At 69.0% G+C, this 17,948-nt stretch carries 18 protein-coding genes; 9 read left to right on the forward strand and 9 right to left on the reverse strand.

All coding sequences use genetic code 11. The annotated features are described in order from the left end of the window. Positions 1 to 12 precede the first annotated feature (12 nt). The 7 genes from QMO14_RS10265 to murJ form a co-directional block, all read right to left on the reverse strand. Entirely contained in the window at positions 13 to 1,620 is a 1,608-nt protein-coding gene (locus QMO14_RS10265; RefSeq protein ID WP_301506710.1) for a M14 family metallocarboxypeptidase, read from the reverse strand. 194 nt (positions 1,621 to 1,814) lie between these two features. Next, positions 1,815 to 3,116 carry an RNA polymerase sigma factor gene (locus QMO14_RS10270; RefSeq protein ID WP_301506712.1) on the reverse strand — a complete coding sequence of 434 codons (1,302 nt, stop codon included), beginning with the start codon at positions 3,114 to 3,116 and terminating at the stop codon, positions 1,815 to 1,817. After that, positions 3,113 to 3,535 carry a YciI family protein gene (locus QMO14_RS10275; protein WP_301506714.1) on the reverse strand — a complete coding sequence of 141 codons (423 nt, stop codon included), beginning with the start codon at positions 3,533 to 3,535 and terminating at the stop codon, positions 3,113 to 3,115. The genes QMO14_RS10270 and QMO14_RS10275 overlap by 4 nt, the downstream gene beginning before the upstream one ends. 43 nt (positions 3,536 to 3,578) lie before the next feature. Further along, on the reverse strand, positions 3,579 to 4,010 hold the full coding sequence (locus tag QMO14_RS10280) for a YciI family protein (RefSeq protein ID WP_301506715.1): 432 nt from the start codon (positions 4,008 to 4,010) through the stop codon (positions 3,579 to 3,581). 137 nt (positions 4,011 to 4,147) lie between these two features. Continuing rightward, positions 4,148 to 4,576: a VOC family protein gene (locus QMO14_RS10285; protein ID WP_301506716.1), complete on the reverse strand. Its 429-nt coding sequence runs from the start codon at positions 4,574 to 4,576 to the stop codon at positions 4,148 to 4,150. Positions 4,577 to 4,580: 4 nt separating this feature from the next. Further along, on the reverse strand, positions 4,581 to 5,432 hold the full coding sequence (locus tag QMO14_RS10290) for a SirB1 family protein (protein WP_301506718.1): 852 nt from the start codon (positions 5,430 to 5,432) through the stop codon (positions 4,581 to 4,583). 158 nt (positions 5,433 to 5,590) lie between these two features. Beyond that, complete coding sequence (gene murJ, locus QMO14_RS10295; RefSeq protein WP_301506721.1) at positions 5,591 to 7,144, reverse strand: murein biosynthesis integral membrane protein MurJ; 1,554 nt, start codon at positions 7,142 to 7,144, stop codon at positions 5,591 to 5,593. A 118-nt stretch (positions 7,145 to 7,262) separates the two neighbouring features. Between murJ and rpsT the strand changes: the two genes are divergently transcribed. After that, complete coding sequence (rpsT, locus tag QMO14_RS10300; protein WP_125947882.1) at positions 7,263 to 7,577, forward strand: 30S ribosomal protein S20; 315 nt, start codon at positions 7,263 to 7,265, stop codon at positions 7,575 to 7,577. A gap of 147 nt (positions 7,578 to 7,724) precedes the next feature. On the opposite strand, the gene QMO14_RS10305 is transcribed toward rpsT, so the two are convergent. Continuing rightward, positions 7,725 to 8,054, reverse strand: coding sequence for a DUF3579 domain-containing protein (locus QMO14_RS10305; protein WP_301506810.1), 330 nt, complete (start codon positions 8,052 to 8,054; stop codon positions 7,725 to 7,727). A 160-nt stretch (positions 8,055 to 8,214) separates the two neighbouring features. On the opposite strand from QMO14_RS10305, the gene QMO14_RS10310 reads away from it, so the two are divergent. The 8 genes from QMO14_RS10310 to QMO14_RS10345 all read left to right on the forward strand — a co-directional run bounded on the left by QMO14_RS10310 (position 8,215) and on the right by QMO14_RS10345 (position 16,625). After that, positions 8,215 to 9,423, forward strand: coding sequence for an aspartate aminotransferase family protein (locus tag QMO14_RS10310; RefSeq protein WP_301506726.1), 1,209 nt, complete (start codon positions 8,215 to 8,217; stop codon positions 9,421 to 9,423). Further along, positions 9,420 to 10,352 (forward strand): ornithine carbamoyltransferase, encoded by a 933-nt coding sequence (argF, locus tag QMO14_RS10315; RefSeq protein ID WP_301506728.1) that lies wholly within the window; start codon positions 9,420 to 9,422, stop codon positions 10,350 to 10,352. The genes QMO14_RS10310 and argF overlap by 4 nt, the downstream gene beginning before the upstream one ends. Positions 10,353 to 10,475: 123 nt before the next feature. Then, positions 10,476 to 10,781 carry a YkgJ family cysteine cluster protein gene (locus QMO14_RS10320; RefSeq protein WP_301506730.1) on the forward strand — a complete coding sequence of 102 codons (306 nt, stop codon included), beginning with the start codon at positions 10,476 to 10,478 and terminating at the stop codon, positions 10,779 to 10,781. 83 nt (positions 10,782 to 10,864) lie between these two features. After that, positions 10,865 to 11,518 carry an arylformamidase gene (gene kynB, locus QMO14_RS10325; RefSeq protein WP_301506732.1) on the forward strand — a complete coding sequence of 218 codons (654 nt, stop codon included), beginning with the start codon at positions 10,865 to 10,867 and terminating at the stop codon, positions 11,516 to 11,518. Between the two features lie 10 nt (positions 11,519 to 11,528). Further along, positions 11,529 to 12,806, forward strand: a complete 1,278-nt coding sequence (kynU, locus tag QMO14_RS10330) for a kynureninase (RefSeq protein WP_301506734.1) — start codon at positions 11,529 to 11,531, stop codon at positions 12,804 to 12,806. Further along, the gene (gene kynA / locus QMO14_RS10335; RefSeq protein ID WP_301506736.1) at positions 12,803 to 13,675 is read left to right on the forward strand and encodes a tryptophan 2,3-dioxygenase; all 873 of its coding nucleotides are present in this window, start codon (positions 12,803 to 12,805) and stop codon (positions 13,673 to 13,675) included. The genes kynU and kynA overlap by 4 nt, the downstream gene beginning before the upstream one ends. 120 nt (positions 13,676 to 13,795) lie before the next feature. Continuing rightward, the gene (locus tag QMO14_RS10340) at positions 13,796 to 15,304 is read left to right on the forward strand and encodes a reverse transcriptase family protein (RefSeq protein WP_301506737.1); all 1,509 of its coding nucleotides are present in this window, start codon (positions 13,796 to 13,798) and stop codon (positions 15,302 to 15,304) included. A gap of 70 nt (positions 15,305 to 15,374) precedes the next feature. Beyond that, the gene (locus tag QMO14_RS10345) at positions 15,375 to 16,625 is read left to right on the forward strand and encodes an SMI1/KNR4 family protein (protein WP_301506739.1); all 1,251 of its coding nucleotides are present in this window, start codon (positions 15,375 to 15,377) and stop codon (positions 16,623 to 16,625) included. A gap of 136 nt (positions 16,626 to 16,761) precedes the next feature. On the opposite strand, the gene QMO14_RS10350 is transcribed toward QMO14_RS10345, so the two are convergent. After that, positions 16,762 to 17,946, reverse strand: coding sequence for an FAD-dependent monooxygenase (locus tag QMO14_RS10350; protein ID WP_301506742.1), 1,185 nt, complete (start codon positions 17,944 to 17,946; stop codon positions 16,762 to 16,764). Positions 17,947 to 17,948 lie beyond the last annotated feature (2 nt).

A 17,948-nucleotide genomic window follows, 5' to 3' on the forward strand; every position in this document is an offset into this window, starting at 1 on the left:
CCGGCTGGCCGCTCAGTGCCAGACGCCAGCGGGCGCCGGCCCCGGCACGCGCAGCAGCCTGTCGTCGCCGATCTCCAGCAGCCGGTTGGCCGCGTAGCTGTTCTGCGAATCGGGCTCCAGCGCCGCGCTGACCAGCGGCGACAGCGGCTGCGCCAGCGACACGTAGAAGCTGCCCGGCTGCACGACCGCGCGGCCGTGGCGCAGCCGCACGCGGAAGGCGCGGATCGCCTCGCCGTCCTCGATGGCGCCGCGCGCATCCTGCCGCTGGCCGTCGGTCTGCGAGAGGATTTCGTAGCGCTCCACCGACCACGGCGCCGCGTTGTCGATGCGCTCCACGCGCACGCCCAGCATCTGCAGGCGCTGCACGGCCACGGTTTCGCTCGAAGCGAGCAGGTAGCCGCAGGGGCGCGGGCGCGCATTGACGATCTTCAGCGGCTCGGCGGCGCGCCATTCGACGTCGACGGCCTTGTCCTCGCCGGTCCTGGCATCGAGGAATTCGAGGCGCTGACGCGTCGGCGTCTGCCAGGCCTCGACCACCACGTCGCCCTGGCAGGCTTCGGCCTTCGCGCGCTGGCCGGCCTGGACGGTGAGCTGCATCAGCGCCGGCCCCTGCCGCGCCGCCGTCTCGATGACGGTGGTGGCCGCCAGCACCTGGGTGTGCACGCGGCGCGCGAAATGCGCGCGGCCGAGCCCCACGCCGCGCACCTCGAGCAGCAGGCTCACGGCCTGGTGCAGCGCGCTCACGTTGCGCCCGGTATCGGGCTGTACGCCGCCCATCGACACGGTGCGGTCGTCGGCCTTGCCGCCGGAAGTGGTGTGGTACTTGAAGCCCTGCAGCCCGGCGCGCGCGAAGGCGGCCTGGATGGCATCGACGTAGTCGCGCTGCGCGCTGGTGGCGATGGCGGCGTCGAGGTTGCCCACGGTGGCGGGCTGCAGCAGGCCGTCGTACTTCATGACGGCGCCGAACTTGTCGATCCAGCGGCCGCCGACGGTGAACTCGTGCAGGTCGAGCACCACCTGCGGCGCGTAGCGCAGGGTGGCCGCCGCGAGCGCGCGCGCCTCGGGCGTGCGCAGCAGCAAATGGTCGCGGTTCACGTCGATGCCGTTGGCGGTGACGCGGGTGAAGCGCTCGGCGCCATCGGGGTTGCCGCGCGGCACCAGAACCAGGTTGACCTTCTTCAGCATCGCCGAGCCCGGCTCGGAGGCGAACTGCTGCGCCAGCGCCAGCACCGCCTCGCCGCCGGCCGGCTCGTTGCCGTGCTGCTGGCCGATGACCATCACCGTCGGGCGCGTGGGATCGACGCGGCCCTGATCGGCCAGCACCACCAGCGGCATCTCGCGGCCCTGCTGCGACACGCCGATGCGCTCGACGCGCACGTTCGGCGACTGGCGCGCGAGATCGTTCAGGAAAGCCAGCACCTCGGCATGGGAGGGAAAGTCGGCGCGCCCTTCGCGAAAGCCCGGCGTGGCGTAGCTCACCGGCGGATCGGGAAAGCGCGAGGCAATGGCCGGCGGCTCGGTCCACACCTTGGCGGGATCGAACTGGGCCAGGGCCGAGGCGGTCGGCAGCAGGGCCAGGCCGGAAACGCACAGGAAGCGGAGGGAGGGGGTGCGCAGCATGGCGCGCATTGTCCTCCGGCGTGACTCGCAGCAGATTCAGGTGTGGTTCAGTTCAACCTGCACCGCCATCCGAAGGCCGCAAGCGCGCCCTCTTCTTCCAGAGATACCGCGGGACCGGCTCCGCCGGGCCGCAGGTATCGCCCCCGGAAGGGGGTTGGCGCAGCGACACGAAGTGCGCGAAGCCTGGGGGCGAGTCAAGTACAGGCCCGGGCGCGCGACAGCAGCAGGGCCCGCTCGCGTGTGTTGCGCGTGAGCGAGGCGGCGCGGTCGAACTCCCGGCGCGCCTCGTCGTGGCGGCCCAGCTTGAAGAGCAGATCGCCGCGCACGGTCGGCAGCAGGTGGTAGCCCTTGAGCGCGGGCTCGTCCAGCAGCGCGTCGGCCACCTCCAGCCCGGCCGCCGGGCCGAAGGCCATCGACAGCGCGACCGCGCGGTTGAGCTCGACGATGGGCGACGGCGTGAGTTCGGCCAGCGCGTCGTAGAGCGCGGCGATGCGGCCCCAGTCGGTTTCGTCGGCGGTGCGCGCGCGGCCGTGGCAGGCGGCGATGGCGGCCTGCAGCGCATAGGGTCCGAGCGCGCCGCCCTGCGACTCGGCACGCGCCAGCGCCGCGAGGCCGCGGCGGATCAGCATCTGGTCCCAGCGCGCGCGGTTCTGCTCCAGCAGCAGCACCGGCTCGCCCGAAGGCCCCATGCGCGCGGCGGTGCGCGAGGCCTGGATCTCCATCAGCGCCACCAGCCCGTGCACTTCGGACTCCTTCGGCACCAGCTCGGCCACGATGCGGCCCAGTCGCAGCGCCTCTTCGCACAGCGTGGGGCGCATCCAGTCGTCGCCGGCGGTGGCCGAGTAGCCCTCGTTGAAGACCAGGTAGATCACCTCCAGCACCGAGGCCAGCCGCGCCTCGAGCTCGTGCCGGCGCGGCACCTCGAAGGGCACGCGCGCCTCGGCCAGGGTGCGCTTGGCGCGCACGATGCGCTGCGCGACCGTGGCTTCTGGCACGAGGAAGGCGCGCGCGATCTCGTCGGTGGTCAGGCCGCCCATCACCCGCAGCGTGAGCGCCACCCGCGCTTCGGTAGAGAGCACCGGGTGGCAGGCGGTGAACACCAGCCGCAGCAGGTCGTCGCCGATGTCGTCGTCCAGCGCGGCATCGACCGCCTCGGCGAAGTCGTCCTGCGCCATCTCGTGCTGCGCGTCGAGCTCGCGGCCGATCTCGCCGGACTTGTGCTCGGCCAATTGCAGGTGGCGCAGGCGGTCGAGGGCGCGGCGCTTGGCCACGGCCGTGAGCCAGGCGGCGGGATTGTCGGGCACGCCCGATTCGCTCCACTGCTCCAGGGCCGAGACCAGCGCGTCCTGGGCCAGCTCTTCGGCCAGCCCCACGTCGCGCACCATGCGCGCGACGGTGGCGATGATCTTCGCGGACTCGATGCGCCATACCGCCTCGATGGTGCGGTGGATGGCGGCGCTGTCCGCGTGGCCCGCGCGCCCCCCGGCCTGGCTCATGCGCCGGTCTTCTTCACCGTCTGCATCGACGTGAATTCGCTGGCCACCGCCTGCACGTCGGCCGGGAAGTCTTCCATCTCCTGGATCTGGCGCACCTCGATGACCTCGTTGTCGCCGCCGGGGCAGCGGCTGGCCCATTCGATGGCCGCGGCGCGCGAGGGCACGTCGATGATCCAGAAGCCGCCCAGCACTTCCTTCGCCTCGGCGAAGGGGCCGTCGACGACCTTGGGCTTGCGGTTCCTGAAGCTCACGCGCGCGCCCATCGAGGGCGGATGCAGGCCGTCGCAGCTGACCAGCACGCCCGCCTTCTGCAGCGACTCGTTGTAGGCCATCATGGCCGACACCGCCTCGACGTCGGGGCTGGTGCCGGGCGCGGCGCTCTCGTAGCCGTGGGGAATCATCAGCAGCATGAATCGCATGGTGCGTCTCCTTCGGTTCCGTTGCGTTGCACGGGCGGCCGGATCAGGCGCCCGCCTTGGTGCGGGCCTCGGTCTCGGCGCGCAGGCGGTCTTCCTGGGCGAGCAGCTCGGGCGTCATGGCATCGCCGAAGTCGGTGGCCTCGAACACCTGGCGGATCTCGATCTCGCCCTCCTGGAAGGGGCTGCGCTTGATCCACTCGATGGCCTCTTCCTTCGACTTGCACTGGAACAGCCAGAAGCCGGCCAGCAGCTCCTTGGTTTCGGCGAAGGGGCCGTCGATGACCGTGCGTTTGGTGGGGCCCTCGCAGCGCACGCGCACGCCCTTGGAGCTGGGGTGCAGGCCCTCGCCCGCGAGCAGCACGCCGGCCTTGACCAGCTCCTCGTTGAACTTGCCCATGGCGGTGAGGATTTCGGTGCTGGGCATCACGCCGGCTTCGGAATCGGCGTTGGCCTTGACCAGAATCATGAATCGCATGTCGTTTCTCCTGAAGGTTGATGGTGGTGAAGCGGCTGGGAATCTGCCTGCTCCTGTTCACACGTCGGACGAGCGGAAGCCAGATCGACACGAACACATCGATCCATTTGTAATTTTGTGTTTCCGAAATTGAGGCTTCAGGGCAGATAGCCGCAGAAGCGCAGCACATGGCCATCCGGCTCCCGGATCGCGAATTCGCGCAGCCCCCAGGGTTGGGAGGTGGGCGGCTCGACGACCGTCACGCCGCGCTTCACGTAGGCGGCATGCAGGCCGTCGATGTCCTTGCCGACGTGGATCACGATCTCGCCGCGCCAGGGTTTCGTCTCGCGCGCGTTGCACTGCCACAACCGCAGGTAGACCGGGTCGCCGTAGCTGCGGTCGCCTTTTTTCACCCGGGCGTAGCTGGGCGGCTCGCCGGCGATGAAGTCGAGCTCGAAGCCCAGCACGTCGCGGAACCAGCGCGCGGCGCGCGTGACATCCGACACCGGCAGCACGGGCTGCACGCCGTGGAATTCATGCAGGGTGCCCAGGTCGGGCGCCGGGCTCACGCCGGCCTGGGTGTTCATTTCTTCAGCTCGCCATGCGGCGCAGGGCGGCGACGCGCTCGGCGATGGCGTCGATGTCCAGTGCGTCCTCGGCCTTCGACAGATAGGTTTCGAGGTCGCGCACGGCCGATGCCGTATTGCCCTGCTCGGCATGCGCGATGCCTCGGTCGCGGTACTCGCCCCAGGCTCTGGGCAGCAGCGCGATCAGGCGGTCCTGCACGGAAATGACGCGCTGCCAGTCTTCCTGCGCGTGGTGCACTTCCTTCAGGTTGCGCAGCATGCGGGCGATGATTTCGCGCGAGCTGGCGGGCTGCAGGTAGAGGCCCAGCGGCACGTCGAAGTCGCCGACCAGGCCGTTGCTGCGCTTGTAAGGTTCCAGCCGCTCGCCGAGTTCCTCGCGCGACAGCGACTTGCCGGTGAACGGATCGATCACCACCTGCCCCTTCGGCAGCGTCACCTTGAGCATGAAGTGGCCGGGAAACCCGATGCCCCGCGCCTGCAGGCCCAGGCCCTGCGCCAGCTCCATCCACAGCACCGCCAGCGAGATCGGGATGCCACGGCGGGTGCGCAGCACGGCGTTCAGGTAGCTGTTGTCGGGGTCGTAGTAGTCGTTGACGTTGCCGCCGAAGTTCAGGTCGCTGAAGAAGAACTGGTTCAGCGCCCGCAGGCGGGCCAGCGGCGCGGCGTCGGCCGGCAGGCGGCGGCGCAGGCGGGCGAGGAGCTGATCGACGTCGCCCAGCACCTGCTGCACATCGAGATCGGGGTATTCGTCCTGCGCCAGGCTGGCGGCGGCTTCGAGCAGCGGGAACTGGTCGTCGCTGCGCACCAGCGACTCGAAATACTCCAGGGCGGTCGGAACCTGAATGCTGAACGTCATGTGGCTTTGTAGAGGAGCATTTCCGGAGCGTCAAGGCAGGGACTACTTGGTTCACCCCCAGGCTTGCCCACTTCGTGTGGCCGCYAACCCCTTCAGGGGGCCGCACCAACGGCCCTGCAAAGCAGGTTCCGCGGCGCGCGCGAAGAAAAGAGGGTTCGTCAGCGGCGGATGAAGCTTCGCAGCCGCACGCCGACCGCCGCCAGTACGCCGAAATACAGCAGCGCCGAGCCGGCGATCAGAGCGGCCAGCAGGCCGATGCGCAGCAGGCGCTGCTCACGCAGGGCGACCCAGTCGAAATGCGCCGAGCCCCAGACCAGCAGGCCGGCGAGCACCGCGGTCCCCGCCATGACCTGCAGCGCGAACTTGCCCCAGCCCGGCTCTGGCTTGTAGCTGCCGCGCCGGATCAGCCCGACCAGCAGCCAGGCCGAATTGACCAGCGCACCGATGGCGATGGTCAGCGTGAGCGCCGCATGCTGCAGCACCGGCACCAGGAAGACATTGAGGATCTGCGTCAGCACCAGCACGCCCACCGCGATGAGCATGGGCGTGCGCGTGTCGTGCTTGGCGTAGTAGCCCGGCGCGAGCACCTTCACGGCCACGATGCCGACGAGGCCGACGCCGTAGCCCATCAGCGCCAGGGTGGTGCGGCCCACGTCCTCGCCCGAGTAGGCGCCGTTGTGGAAGAGCACCGCCACCAGTGGCTTCGCGAAGAGCAGCAAGGCGATGGCGCACGGCGCCGACAGCAGCACCACGAGGCGCAGGCCCCAGTCGAGCAGCGAGGAATAGCGCGCGTCGTCCTGGGCGGCGCGGGCGCCGGCCAGCTGCGGCATCAGCACCACGCCGAGCGCCACGCCGAGCATGGCGGTGGGGAATTCCATCAGCCGGTCGGCATTGGTGATCCAGGTGACGCTGCCCACCGCGAGGTGGGAGGCGATCTGCGTGTTGATGAGCAGCGAGATCTGCGCCACGCTCACGCCCAGCAGCGCCGGCAGCATCAGCTTGAGCACCTTGCGCGTGTTCGGATCGGTCCAGGCGGTACGCAGCGCCCGCAGGCTCAGGCCCAGGCGCGGCAGCAGCCCCAGCTTGCGCAGCGCCGGAATCTGCAAGGCCAGCTGCAGTACGCCACCGACCATGACGCCCACGCACTGGGCATAGATCGGCTCGATGCCCCAGTGCCGGAAAAGCGGCGCGCCGACCAAAATCGACAGGATCAGCGCCACGTTGAGCAGCACCGGCGATGCCGCCGGCACCGCGAACCTGCGCCATGTGTTGAGAATGCCGCCCGCCAGAGCCACCAGCGACATGAAGCCGATGTAGGGGAACATCCAGCGCGTCATGACCACGGCGGCATCGAAGCCGGGCAGTCCGCTGGCCATGGCCCAGACCAGCAGCGGCGCGCCGGCCACGCCGGCCACGCAGACGATCACCAGCGTCCAGGTCAGCAGGGTGGCGACGTGGTCGATGAGCTGGCGGGCGCCCTCGTCCCCGGCTTCGGTCTTGCGGGCGGCCAGCACGGGCACGAAGGCCTGGCTGAAGGCGCCCTCGCCGAAGACCCGCCGGAACAGGTTCGGGATGCGGAATGCGACGTTGAAGGCGTCGGTGAGCGCGCTGACGCCGAAAACCGAGGCGAAGAGCACGTCGCGCACGAGGCCCGTGATCCGCGAGGCGAGGGTCAGCAGGGAGACGGTGGAGGCGGATTTGAGCAGGGACACGGAGGCCGAGTTTAGGCCCCGCCGGGGTGCCGAAACGCCCGGATTCGCCGGAAAAGCCAACCCGGCCTATAATGGAAGGCTTTGCTGCATCATCCTCAGACACCTAAGGACATAAATCATGGCATCCGCCAAGCCCAAGAAAAAGAACCCGCGCCTCGCCTCCGGCCGCAAGCGCGTCCGCCAGGACACCAAGCTCAACGCTGCGAACACCTCGCTGCGCTCCAAATACCGTACCGCTGTCAAGAACGTCGAAAAGGCTGTTCTGGCTGGCGACAAGACCAAGGCAAGCGAACTGTTCGCGAAGGCCCAGAGCATCGTCGACACCGTCGCCGACAAGGGCATCTTCCACAAGAACAAGGCAGCCCGCGACAAGAGCCGCCTGTCGGCCAAGGTCAAGGCCCTCGCCCTCGCGCCTGCAAAGGCCGCCGCCTGACACCTGTCAGGCAAGCCCGGACCGGAATCCTCCGGTCCGCCGTTTGATCGGGGTGCGCTGCAGCAAAGTGAAAAAACCGCCTTCGGGCGGTTTTTTCATGCCCGTTCGATTTGCGCTCCCAGGGCGACGGGCAAGAAAAAAGGCCGCTCAGGCCTTCTTGGAGGGGATGGGCGTGTCGGGCACCAGACAGGCTTCGGCTACCTGCAGGTCGTTGTCTCTCGCGAAGTTCACGCAGAAATCCCAGGCCATCGGCTCGGCATCGCGCAGTTCGCGGTTCACGACTACGCATTTCACGCCGTTGATGGTCGTCGGGATGCACCAGGGCGAATAGCTCAGGTAGCTGCCCGGGAAGGCGCCCCCGGGACGGAAGGAACTCATCACGCCGGCCAGACGCTCGGCCCAATCGCTCGGGCGAAAGGTCCGGCCATCCTTGGTGATGCCCTGGATGAAGATTTCTTTGGCTGTGGGGGAAATCATCGTTGAATGAAGCGACCAGAGCAGGTGCTGCGGTGCAGCAAGCGATTCTATCCGCGCCCCTTTTTGCATCCTGAACATGGGGCATTGCTGTGATGCGCAATCCTCAACGAAGCCGTCAAACCGCGCGCCTAGAATCCGCCTTCCCTATCTGGAGAACCGAATGAGCGCTACCGCCCAGCCCACCTCGCCCCACGTCATGAACACCTACGGTCGCCTGCCGATCGCACTGTCGCACGGCCAGGGCTGCCGAGTCTGGGACACCACGGGCAAGGCCTACCTCGACGGCCTCGGCGGCATCGCGGTGAACACGCTGGGCCACAATCACCCCGAGCTGGTGCCCGCCCTGCAGGACCAGCTGACCAAGCTGATCCACAGCTCCAACTACTACCACGTGCCCGGCCAGGAACAGCTCGCCGCCAAGCTGACTGAAATCTCCGGCCTCACCAACGCCTTCTTCTGCTGCACCGGCCTCGAGGCCAACGAAGCCGCCCTGAAGCTGGCGCGCAAGTTCGGCCACGACAAGGGCATCGAGCGCCCCGAGATCGTCGTCTACGAAGCCGCCTTCCACGGCCGCAGCATCGCCACCCTCTCGGCCACAGGCAATCCCAAGGTGCAGGCCGGCTTCGGCCCGCTGGTCGAGGGCTTCATCCGCGTGCCGCTGAACGACATCGAGGCGCTGAAGAAGGCCACCGAAGGCAACCCGAACGTGGTCGCCGTGTTCTTCGAAACCATCCAGGGCGAAGGCGGCATCAACCCGATGCGCTGGGAATACCTGAAGCAGGTGCGCCAGCTGTGCGACGAGCGCGACTGGCTCATGATGATCGACGAGGTGCAGTGCGGCATGGGCCGTACCGGCAAGTGGTTCGCCCACCAGTGGGCGGGCATCAAGCCTGATGTGATGCCGCTGGCCAAGGGCCTGGGCTCGGGCGTGCCGATCGGCGCCGTGGTGGCCGGCCCCAAGGCCGCCCATATCTTCGGCCCGGGCAACCACGGCACCACCTTCGGCGGCAACCCGCTCGCCATGCGCGCCGGCGTCGAGACCATCCGCATCATGGAAGAGCAGAACCTGCTCGAAAACGCCGCCACCGTGGGCGCCCACCTGAAGGCTGCGCTGGAGCGCGAACTCGGCGACCTGCCCGGCGTGAAGGAAGTGCGCGGCCAGGGCCTGATGATCGGCATCGAGCTCGACCGCCCCTGCGGCGTGATCCTCAACCGCGCCTGCGACGCCGGCCTGTTGCTGAGCGTCACGGCCGACAAGGTGATCCGCCTCGTGCCGCCGCTCATCCTGAGCATCGCCGAGGCCGACGAGATCGTCGCCATCCTCGCGCCCATCGTCAAAAACTTCCTCTCGGAGCCTGCAGCCCAATGACGACGACCGCGCCCGCAGCCATCCGGCACTACCTGCAGTTCTCGGACTTCACCGCCGACGAATACGCCTACCTCTTCGATCGCATGGCGATCATCAAGAAGAAGTTCAAGACCTACGAAAAGCACCAGCCGCTGGTCGACCGCACGCTGGCCATGATCTTCGAGAAGGCCAGCACGCGCACACGCGTGAGCTTCGAGGCCGGCATGTACCAGCTCGGCGGCAGCGTCGTGCACCTGACCACCGGCGACAGCCAGCTCGGCCGTGCCGAGCCTATCGAGGACAGCGCCAAGGTCATCAGCCGCATGGTCGACATCGTGATGATCCGCACCTACGAGCAGACCAAGATCGACGCCTTCGCCGCGCACTCGCGCGTGCCCGTCATCAACGGCCTGACCAACGAGTTCCATCCCTGCCAGATCCTGGCGGACATCTTCACCTACATCGAGCACCGCGGATCCATCCAGGGCAAGACGGTGGCGTGGGTCGGCGACGGCAACAACATGGCCAACACCTGGCTGCAGGCAGCCGAAATTTTGGGCTTCACGGTGCACGTGAGCACGCCCAGCGGCTACGAGGTGGACCAGTCGATCGCCGGCATCCGCTCGGGCGACAGCTACAAGGTCTTCAAGGACCCGATGGAAGCCTGCCGCGGCGCCGACCTCGTCACCACCGACGTCTGGACCAGCATGGGCTATGAGGCCGAGAACGAGGCCCGCCGCAAGGCTTTTGCCGACTGGTGTGTCGACGAGGAAATGATGCGCGCGGCCCAGCCCGACGCCCTCTTCATGCACTGCCTGCCCGCCCACCGCGGCGAGGAAGTGCAGGCCGAGGTCATCGACGGGCCGCAGTCGGTGGTGTGGGACGAAGCCGAGAATCGCCTTCACGCCCAGAAGGCGCTGATGGAGTTCCTGCTGCTCGGCAAGTTATAGACATCCCCCAGGCTGCGCGCACTTCGTGTCGCTTCGCCACCCCCTCGCCGAGGGCAACACCAGCGGCCCCGGCAAAGCCGTTTCCGCGGTGTTCCTGGAACAGGCCGTCAACTTGACCTCGCCATGAATGATTGCCAGCAATGCGGCGCCTGCTGCGCCAGCTACCGCGTCGACTTCAGCGTGTACGAGCTCGACGACAACGGCGGCAGGGTGCCGTCGGGCCTCGCCGTCGAGGTGAATGACACCATCTGCCGCATGCGCGGCACCGACCATGCCTCACCGCGATGCGCCGCGCTCACCGGAAAGATCGGCCAGTCGGTGGGCTGCGGCATCTACGAGTGGCGACCTAATCCGTGCCACGAGTTGGAGGCAGGCAGCGACGCCTGCGAGCGCGCGCGGGCGCGGCACGGCCTTGCGCCGCTGCACTGATCGCGGCCCCGGCTTCAACTCGTCACACCCGGTGTTGGAAATAACCGACACCACGACCCCTCGCCCGGCGCTAACTTCGCGCCATGCGCTTACAGCAACCCCGCCCCCGCATCTGGGACATCTCGCCGCCCGTGCATGAAGGCGCGCCGGTCTTTCCCGGCGACACGCCCTACCAGCAGCGCTGGGCCGCGATCATCTCGCCGGGCTGCCCGGTCAACGTCAGCGAGATCAAGCTTTCGCCCCACGTCGGCGCGCACGCCGACGCGCCGCTGCACTACGACCCCGAAGGCCAGACCATCGGCAATGTCGACCTGACGCCCTTCCTCGGCCCCTGCCGGGTGATCCACGCCATCGACAAGGGCCCGCTGATCGAGTGGGAGCACATCTCCCATGCCGTCGACAGCACCCTGCCGCAGCGCGTGCTGGTGCGCACCTACGCCGCCATGCCCGTCGGCCGCTGGGACCCCGAACTCGCCGCCTACGCCCCCGCCACCGTCGAGCGCCTCGCGGCCATGGGCGTGAAGCTCATCGGCATCGACACCGCCAGCATCGACCCGGCCGACAGCAAGACGCTGGAAAGCCACCAACGCATCCGCCGCCTCGACCTGCGCGTGCTCGAGAACCTCGTGCTCGACGACGTTCCCGAAGGCGACTACGAACTCATCGCGCTGCCGCTCAAGCTGGTGAGCGCCGATGCCTCCCCCGTTCGCGCCGTGCTGCGCGAACTCCCTCGCTGAAACCTCCACCATGACGACTCTTGCAGACTGCCGCGCGCTAGACGCGCAAGACCCGCTGCGCGCCCTGCGCGACCAATTCACCATTCCCGAGGGCGTGCTCTACCTCGACGGCAACTCGCTCGGCGTGATGCCCAAGGCCGCTCCCGCACGCATCGCCGAAGTCGTGACCAGGGAATGGGGCGAAGGCCTCATCCGATCGTGGAACACCGCGAGCTGGTTCGACCTGCCCCAGCGCCTGGGCGACAAGGTGGCTCGCCTGATCGGCGCCGCGCCCGGCGAGGTGGTGTGCACCGACAGCACCTCGGTCAATCTCTACAAGGTGCTGTTCGCGGCGCTCTCGCAGCAAAAGGACAGCGGCCGCAAGCTGGTCGTCAGCGAGCGCAGCAACTTTCCGACCGACCTCTACATCGCCGGATCGCTGTGCCGCGAGCGAGGCTTCACGCTCAAGCTGATCGACGCGAGCGAATTGCCCGGCGTGCTGACAGAGGATGTGGCCGTGCTGATGCTCACGCACGTCAACTACCGCACCGGCGCCATGCACGACATGAAGGCCGTCACCGCCGCCGCGCACGCCGTGGGCGCGCTCACGGTGTGGGACCTCGCGCACAGCGCGGGCGCCGTGCCCGTGGCGCTGAACGACAGCAATGCCGACTACGCCATCGGCTGCGGCTACAAGTACCTCAACGGCGGCCCCGGCGCGCCGGCATTCGCCTGGGTGCATGCGAAGCACGCGGGCCAGTTCGAGCAGCCGCTGTCCGGCTGGTGGGGGCACGCGGCGCCCTTCGAGTTCACGCCGCACTACCGCCCTGCCCCGGGCGTGGGCCGCTATCTCTGCGGCACGCAGCCGATCATCGCGCTGGCGGGGCTCGAATGCGGGCTCGACACCGTGCTCGCGGCCGAGTCCTTCAACGGCGACTTCGGTGCGATGTCCGCTCTGCGCGCCAAGTCACTGGCGCTGACCGACATGTTCATCAGGCTGGTCGAGGAGCGCTGCGACGGCCAGGGCCTCTCGCTGGTCACGCCGCGAGAGCATGCGCAGCGCGGCTCGCAGGTGTGCCTGAGCAGGGAGGAAGGGGCATACGCCATCGTGCAGGCGCTGATCGCGCGCGGCGTGATCGGCGACTACCGCGCCGGCGACTCGCAGATGCCCGACATCCTGCGCTTCGGCTTCACGCCGCTGTACATCGGCTTCGAGGACGTGTGGAACTCGGTCGAGCATCTCGTGCAGGTGTTCGAGACCGGCGAGTGGCGACGCCCTGAATTCAACCGCAAGAACGCAGTGACATGAGCGCCGACCAGAGCCCCGACAAGAACCCCGCGACGAGCCCCGAGAGCATCGTCCACGAAGAGAAGGCCCAGTTGGACTTCAGCAAGTCCATGAGCTACGGCGACTACCTGCACCTCGACGAGATCCTCAGCGCGCAGCATCCGCTCTCGCCCGCGCACGACGAGCTGCTGTTCATCGTGCAGCACCAGACCAGCGAACTCTGGATGAAGCTGATGCTGCACGAGCTGCACGCCGCCATCGCCTGCATTGCCGAAGAGAAGCTGCCCGACGCCTTCAAGATGCTCGCGCGCGTGAGCCGCATCATGGAACAGCTGGTGAGCGCCTGGACCGTGCTGTCGACCATGACGCCGCCCGAATACACGGCGATGCGCCCCTACCTCGCCAACTCCAGCGGCTTCCAGAGCGCGCAATACCGCTGCATCGAGTTCGCGCTCGGCAACAAGAACGCCGCGATGCTCAAGCCGCACGCGCACCGCACCGACCTGCTGGCACAGGTCGATGCCGCGTACCGCGCCCCGTCGCTGTACGACGAGTCGCTGCGCCTGCTGGCGCGCCACGGCCTGCCCGTGCCCGCCGACCGGCTAGACCGCGACTGGACCCAGCCTTACGAATCCAGCGACGGCGTGGAAGCGGCCTGGCTCACGGTCTACCGCAACCCGCACGACCACTGGGACCTCTACCAGCTCGGCGAGAAGCTCACCGACCTGGAAGACGCCTTCCGCCTCTGGCGCTTCCGCCATGTGACCACGGTTGAGCGCGTGATCGGCTTCAAGCGCGGCACCGGCGGCACCGGCGGCGTGAGCTACCTGCGCAAGATGCTCGACGTGGTGCTGTTTCCCGAGATCTGGAAGCTGCGCACCGATCTGTAGCCGTAGCCGTGCCGCAAGGCCGGCTCCTACAATCCGCCCGGCACCGGCACTTCAAGACTCGACAAGGCCCCGCGATCCGTCGCCCGGTCTTGTGCTGCGGGGTAACCCCGTGGCGGATGGATGGCTTCGCATTCCGGCGCGCAAGCGGCGCTGCGCATCCGCGCAGACCAGCTGGCGCATCACCGGCTGGTTGAAGGGCCTGGTGCCACCACCTTCATCGGCTTCGCCGCCTTGGGATTCATGACGCGTGAACAGAGCTACAGGGAGTGGATCGCGCGCAGCCTCGCACGCGCATTGCTCGCCGACGCGAGGCAGCCCGGCGGCACCGACTCGGGCGCGCTGCGGGCGCGGGCCGCAGCGACGCTGGGCGCCGACGCGCCATGGCTCAAACCGCTGGCGCAGGCCCTGGGCAACAGATCGCAGGCCACCTGGCGGCGCACCGACCTGCCGGCGCTGGCCAGGGCGATCCACGACATGCCCGAGTTCGATGCGGCCTTCGAGCAGAACGAGCCGCCGCGCGTGCGCCGCATCATCCTGCGGCCCGCGCAGATGCTCCCGCGCCCGATGGGGCTGGACCATTTCGCGCTGCCGCACATCCCCACGCTGGCCGAGCTCGCGCAATGGCTGGAGCTCGATGCAGACCGGCTGGCGTGGCTCACCTCCGCTGCGCAGGCCTTCCGCGCTCCGACCGATCCGGACACCCGGCAGCCCGCGTCGCACTACCGCTACCAGCTCCAGCCCAAGCGCCTCGGCGGCCTGCGCCTGCTCGAGATTCCAAAGGCCGACCTGAAGCGCGCGCAACGCCGCATCCTCGACGACCTGCTGCGGCACGTACCCGCACACGAGGCGGTGCACGGCTTCGTGCCAGGTCGCTCGGTCGCAAGCCATGCGGCGGCGCACGCGGGCAAGGAAGTGGTGATCGGCTTCGACCTGCGCGACTTCTTCCCCGGCACCCGCGCCTCGCGCGTGCACGCGACGTGGCGCACGCTGGGCTATCCCGAGGGCGTGGCGCGCGCCCTCACCGCCCTGTGCACGCACCGCACCGACGACGCGGTGATCGAGCGGCTGCGCGACGGCGGCGGGCTCGACTGGATCGGCGCCAAGCGCCTTGCCGCCCCGCACCTGCCGCAGGGCTCGCCCTGCTCGCCCGCGCTGGCCAACTTGTGCGCCTTCAGGCTCGACCTTCGGCTCGAAGGCCTGGCGTGGGTCTTCGGCGCCAGCTACACGCGCTATGCCGACGATCTCGTGTTCTCTGGGCCGGCCTCGCTGCGCGCGCAGTTCAACGCCCTGCGCGCCTGGGTGGGCGGCATCGCGACCGACGAGGGATTCGAGCTTCATCCGCGCAAGATTCGCTGCATGCCGCAGCACCGCCAGCAGCGCGTGACCGGCGTGGTGGTCAACGACAAGGCCAACACGCCGCGCGAGGACTTCGACCGGCTCAAGGCGGTGCTCCATCGCTGCGCAACGCAAGGCCCGGCGAGCCAGAACCGCGCGAAGGTCGACGACTTTCGCGGCCACCTGCTGGGCCGCATCGCATGGATCGGCCAGTTCAGCGCGACGCGCAAGACAAGGCTGATGCGACTGTTCGATCGCATCGACTGGACGGACGCCACGCAAACGCCCTCATGAAGCTGGGGTGGACCGGATTGCTCCGCGAGCGCAAAGCGCTACATTTTTGAAAACAACGGAGGCCCCTGCAATGAACGACATCCGGTTCACACCCGACGAGCTCTCCACCCTGCGCGAACACGGCATCGTGCTGTTCGCCGAGCGCGTGATCTTCGACGCGCAGCCGCCGATGCCGCAGCAGCAGATCGATGCCGTGCAGGCCCTGTGCGCAGGCCCGATCCCCGAAGCGCTGGTCGCGCTGTGGCAGCAGACGGCGGGCGGGCGGCTCGACTACGACCTGTCGCTGCAGATGAACGGCAACCTGGAGAGCATCAGCTGGAGCGAGCTGTTCTGGGACGGCAGCGACGGCTACCACGACCTCCAGGGCTGGATCGAGCACGAGCAGGAACTGGCCGGTGAGGCCGCCGAGGAAAGCGGCACGCCCTGGAGCGGCAAGCTCATGCACCTGCCGTTCGGCGGATTCGAGTACACCGACCGCGTCTACGCCGTGGTCGAGCCCGGCGCCGGGCACGGGCAGATCGTCGCCTGGAAGAAAGGCCTGCCGCCGGCCTGGACGCACGCGCTGCACGAAGACACCGTGAACACCATCGCGCCCGACCTGCTCGGCGCCTTCGCGGCGCTGCACCTGGACGAAGACCCGCTCGCGCCCACCAGCGACTACTTTTCGGGCCAGACGCTGCTCGGCTACCTCGACGACCGGCACGAGGACCACGGGCTCGACCTCGACCTGATGGACAAGCTGGTGACCTTCTATTGCCGCGCCGTCGTCGACTGGCGCACGCCGCTGGCCGAGGGCACGCTGCGCCACAAGCCGCAGCTGGCGCGGGTGGCCCTGCGCCATGCGATCGGAACGGACGATCCCCGGCTGGTCGCCGAACTCGCCGCAGCGGGCGTGGACTTCGGCGGGCCGCACCAGGGCAGCGCGCTGGCCACCGACGTCGCGGTGGGCCACGGCGCCTTCGCCGCCGCAGCCGCGCTGGTGCGCGCGGGCGCGCCGGTGGCGGCCGATGCGCTGCGCAACATCGACGGGCAGATCGCGCCCGAACTCACGGCCGCGCTGCTGGAAAACGGCGCGGAGCCCAACGTGGCGGCCATCGTCAAGTGCGCGGCCTGCGGCGCGCCCGCGAGCGCGCACCTGATCGCGGATGCATGCGCGAAGGCGGGCATCGACGTGCCGCCCGCGTTCGTCGCGGAGCGCGACGCGATGCTGCTCGAACTGGAAACCGCGCTCGCGAAGATGCAGGACGGCAAGTACGGGCACTACCTCGGGCAGGAAGGGCTGGCCGAGCGCATCGAGCATCTGCAGACCTTCAGGCTATAGACCGGATCTCCCCCGGGGCTTCGCGCACTTCGTGTCGATGCGCCCCCCTCACCGGGGGCAGCACCTGCGGCCCGGCAAAGCCGGCTCCGCGGTGTTCCTGGCATTGGTGCCCGCTCCACGGGCACCGACAGGCATCTCAGCCGCCGTACAGCCAGGGTTGGTCCAGCAGCTTCGCGCCGAGCAGGCGCATCGCCATGTCGCGGCCCAGCCGCACCGGTCCGGTGGCATGGAAGATTTCGCCGTTGCGGCGCGCGCGTGCCTGCACCTGTGCGTTGCGCGCCCAGCGTGCCCCGGCGTAGCGGGCGAAGGCGGCGGGCACGTCGGCCGCATCCGCATCGGCCATCGCATCGGCCAGCGCCACCGCGTCCTCGATGGCCATGCCCGCGCCCTGCGCGAGGTACGGCACCATGGGATGCGCCGCGTCGCCGACCAGCGCGACGCGTTCGTGCGCCATGTCTGCCGGGCCGGTCATCGGGGCGCGGTCGCCCAGCGACCATGCGCGCCAGGCGGGCATGGCATCGAGCAGCGACTGCAGGCTGGCGCAGCTGCGGCCCATGGCCTGCTTCAGGGCGGTAATGCTGGTGGATTGGTCCCAGTCGCGCGCGTCGCCGGCGGGGGCAGATTCGGCGATCACGACCACGTTGAGCCACTCGCCGCCGCGCACCGGATATGCCACCGCATGCAGGCGCGGGCCGAGCCACACGTCGACCCAGCCACGTCGCAATGCCGCAGGCAGGATCGGCTGCTCGATCAGTGCGCGCCAGGCCGTGTGGCCGGTGACGCGCGGCGGCTGCGTCGCAGAGGCGCTGTCGAGCTGCCGCCGCACCATGCTCCAGAGGCCGTCTGCCCCGACGACGGCTTCGCCTTCCCAGGCGCGCGCGTCGGTGCTCGACAGGCAGACGAGGTCGTCGCTGGTCTCGACCTGCCGGATCTGCGCGCCGGTCACCAGCGCACCGGCGCCGCGCGTGCGCACGGCTTCGAGCAGCAGGCCGTGCAGATCGGCGCGATGAACGCAGAAGTAGGGAGCACCATAGCGCTGCTGCATGGCGTCGCCGAGCGGCATGCGGGCCAGCTCGGAGCCGCTTTCGGCGCTGTGGACCACCAGTGCCTCGGGCCGCGCCGCGATGGCCGCGAGCCCGGTGCCCAGGTCGAGTTTCTGAAGACGCCGCGTGGCGTTGGGCCCCAGCTGTACGCCGGCGCCGATTTCACCGAAGGCCGGAGCCTGTTCGAAAACGTCGGCCCGATGCCGGCCTTGTGCGAGTGCCAGCGCGGTGGCCAGCCCCCCGATGCCGCCCCCGGCGACGAGGATGTGCGCGGGCATCG

The sequence above is a fragment of the Variovorax sp. CAN15 genome (assembly GCF_030462475.1).
Lineage (GTDB): Bacteria > Pseudomonadota > Gammaproteobacteria > Burkholderiales > Burkholderiaceae_C > Variovorax.

Coding starts and splice junctions, on each gene's coding strand:
- QMO14_RS10265 (WP_301506710.1), bottom strand. CDS start 1,620: ATGCTGCGCACCCCCTCCCTCCGCTTCCTGTGCGTTTCCGGCCTGGCC.
- QMO14_RS10270 (WP_301506712.1), bottom strand. CDS start 3,116: ATGAGCCAGGCCGGGGGGCGCGCGGGCCACGCGGACAGCGCCGCCATC.
- QMO14_RS10275 (WP_301506714.1), bottom strand. CDS start 3,535: ATGCGATTCATGCTGCTGATGATTCCCCACGGCTACGAGAGCGCCGCG.
- QMO14_RS10280 (WP_301506715.1), bottom strand. CDS start 4,010: ATGCGATTCATGATTCTGGTCAAGGCCAACGCCGATTCCGAAGCCGGC.
- QMO14_RS10285 (WP_301506716.1), bottom strand. CDS start 4,576: ATGAACACCCAGGCCGGCGTGAGCCCGGCGCCCGACCTGGGCACCCTG.
- QMO14_RS10290 (WP_301506718.1), bottom strand. CDS start 5,432: ATGACGTTCAGCATTCAGGTTCCGACCGCCCTGGAGTATTTCGAGTCG.
- rpsT (WP_125947882.1), top strand. CDS start 7,263: ATGGCATCCGCCAAGCCCAAGAAAAAGAACCCGCGCCTCGCCTCCGGC.
- QMO14_RS10305 (WP_301506810.1), bottom strand. CDS start 8,054: ATGATTTCCCCCACAGCCAAAGAAATCTTCATCCAGGGCATCACCAAG.
- QMO14_RS10310 (WP_301506726.1), top strand. CDS start 8,215: ATGAGCGCTACCGCCCAGCCCACCTCGCCCCACGTCATGAACACCTAC.
- argF (WP_301506728.1), top strand. CDS start 9,420: ATGACGACGACCGCGCCCGCAGCCATCCGGCACTACCTGCAGTTCTCG.
- QMO14_RS10320 (WP_301506730.1), top strand. CDS start 10,476: ATGAATGATTGCCAGCAATGCGGCGCCTGCTGCGCCAGCTACCGCGTC.
- kynB (WP_301506732.1), top strand. CDS start 10,865: ATGCGCTTACAGCAACCCCGCCCCCGCATCTGGGACATCTCGCCGCCC.
- kynU (WP_301506734.1), top strand. CDS start 11,529: ATGACGACTCTTGCAGACTGCCGCGCGCTAGACGCGCAAGACCCGCTG.
- kynA (WP_301506736.1), top strand. CDS start 12,803: ATGAGCGCCGACCAGAGCCCCGACAAGAACCCCGCGACGAGCCCCGAG.
- QMO14_RS10340 (WP_301506737.1), top strand. CDS start 13,796: ATGGCTTCGCATTCCGGCGCGCAAGCGGCGCTGCGCATCCGCGCAGAC.
- QMO14_RS10345 (WP_301506739.1), top strand. CDS start 15,375: ATGAACGACATCCGGTTCACACCCGACGAGCTCTCCACCCTGCGCGAA.
- QMO14_RS10350 (WP_301506742.1), bottom strand. CDS start 17,946: ATGCCCGCGCACATCCTCGTCGCCGGGGGCGGCATCGGGGGGCTGGCC.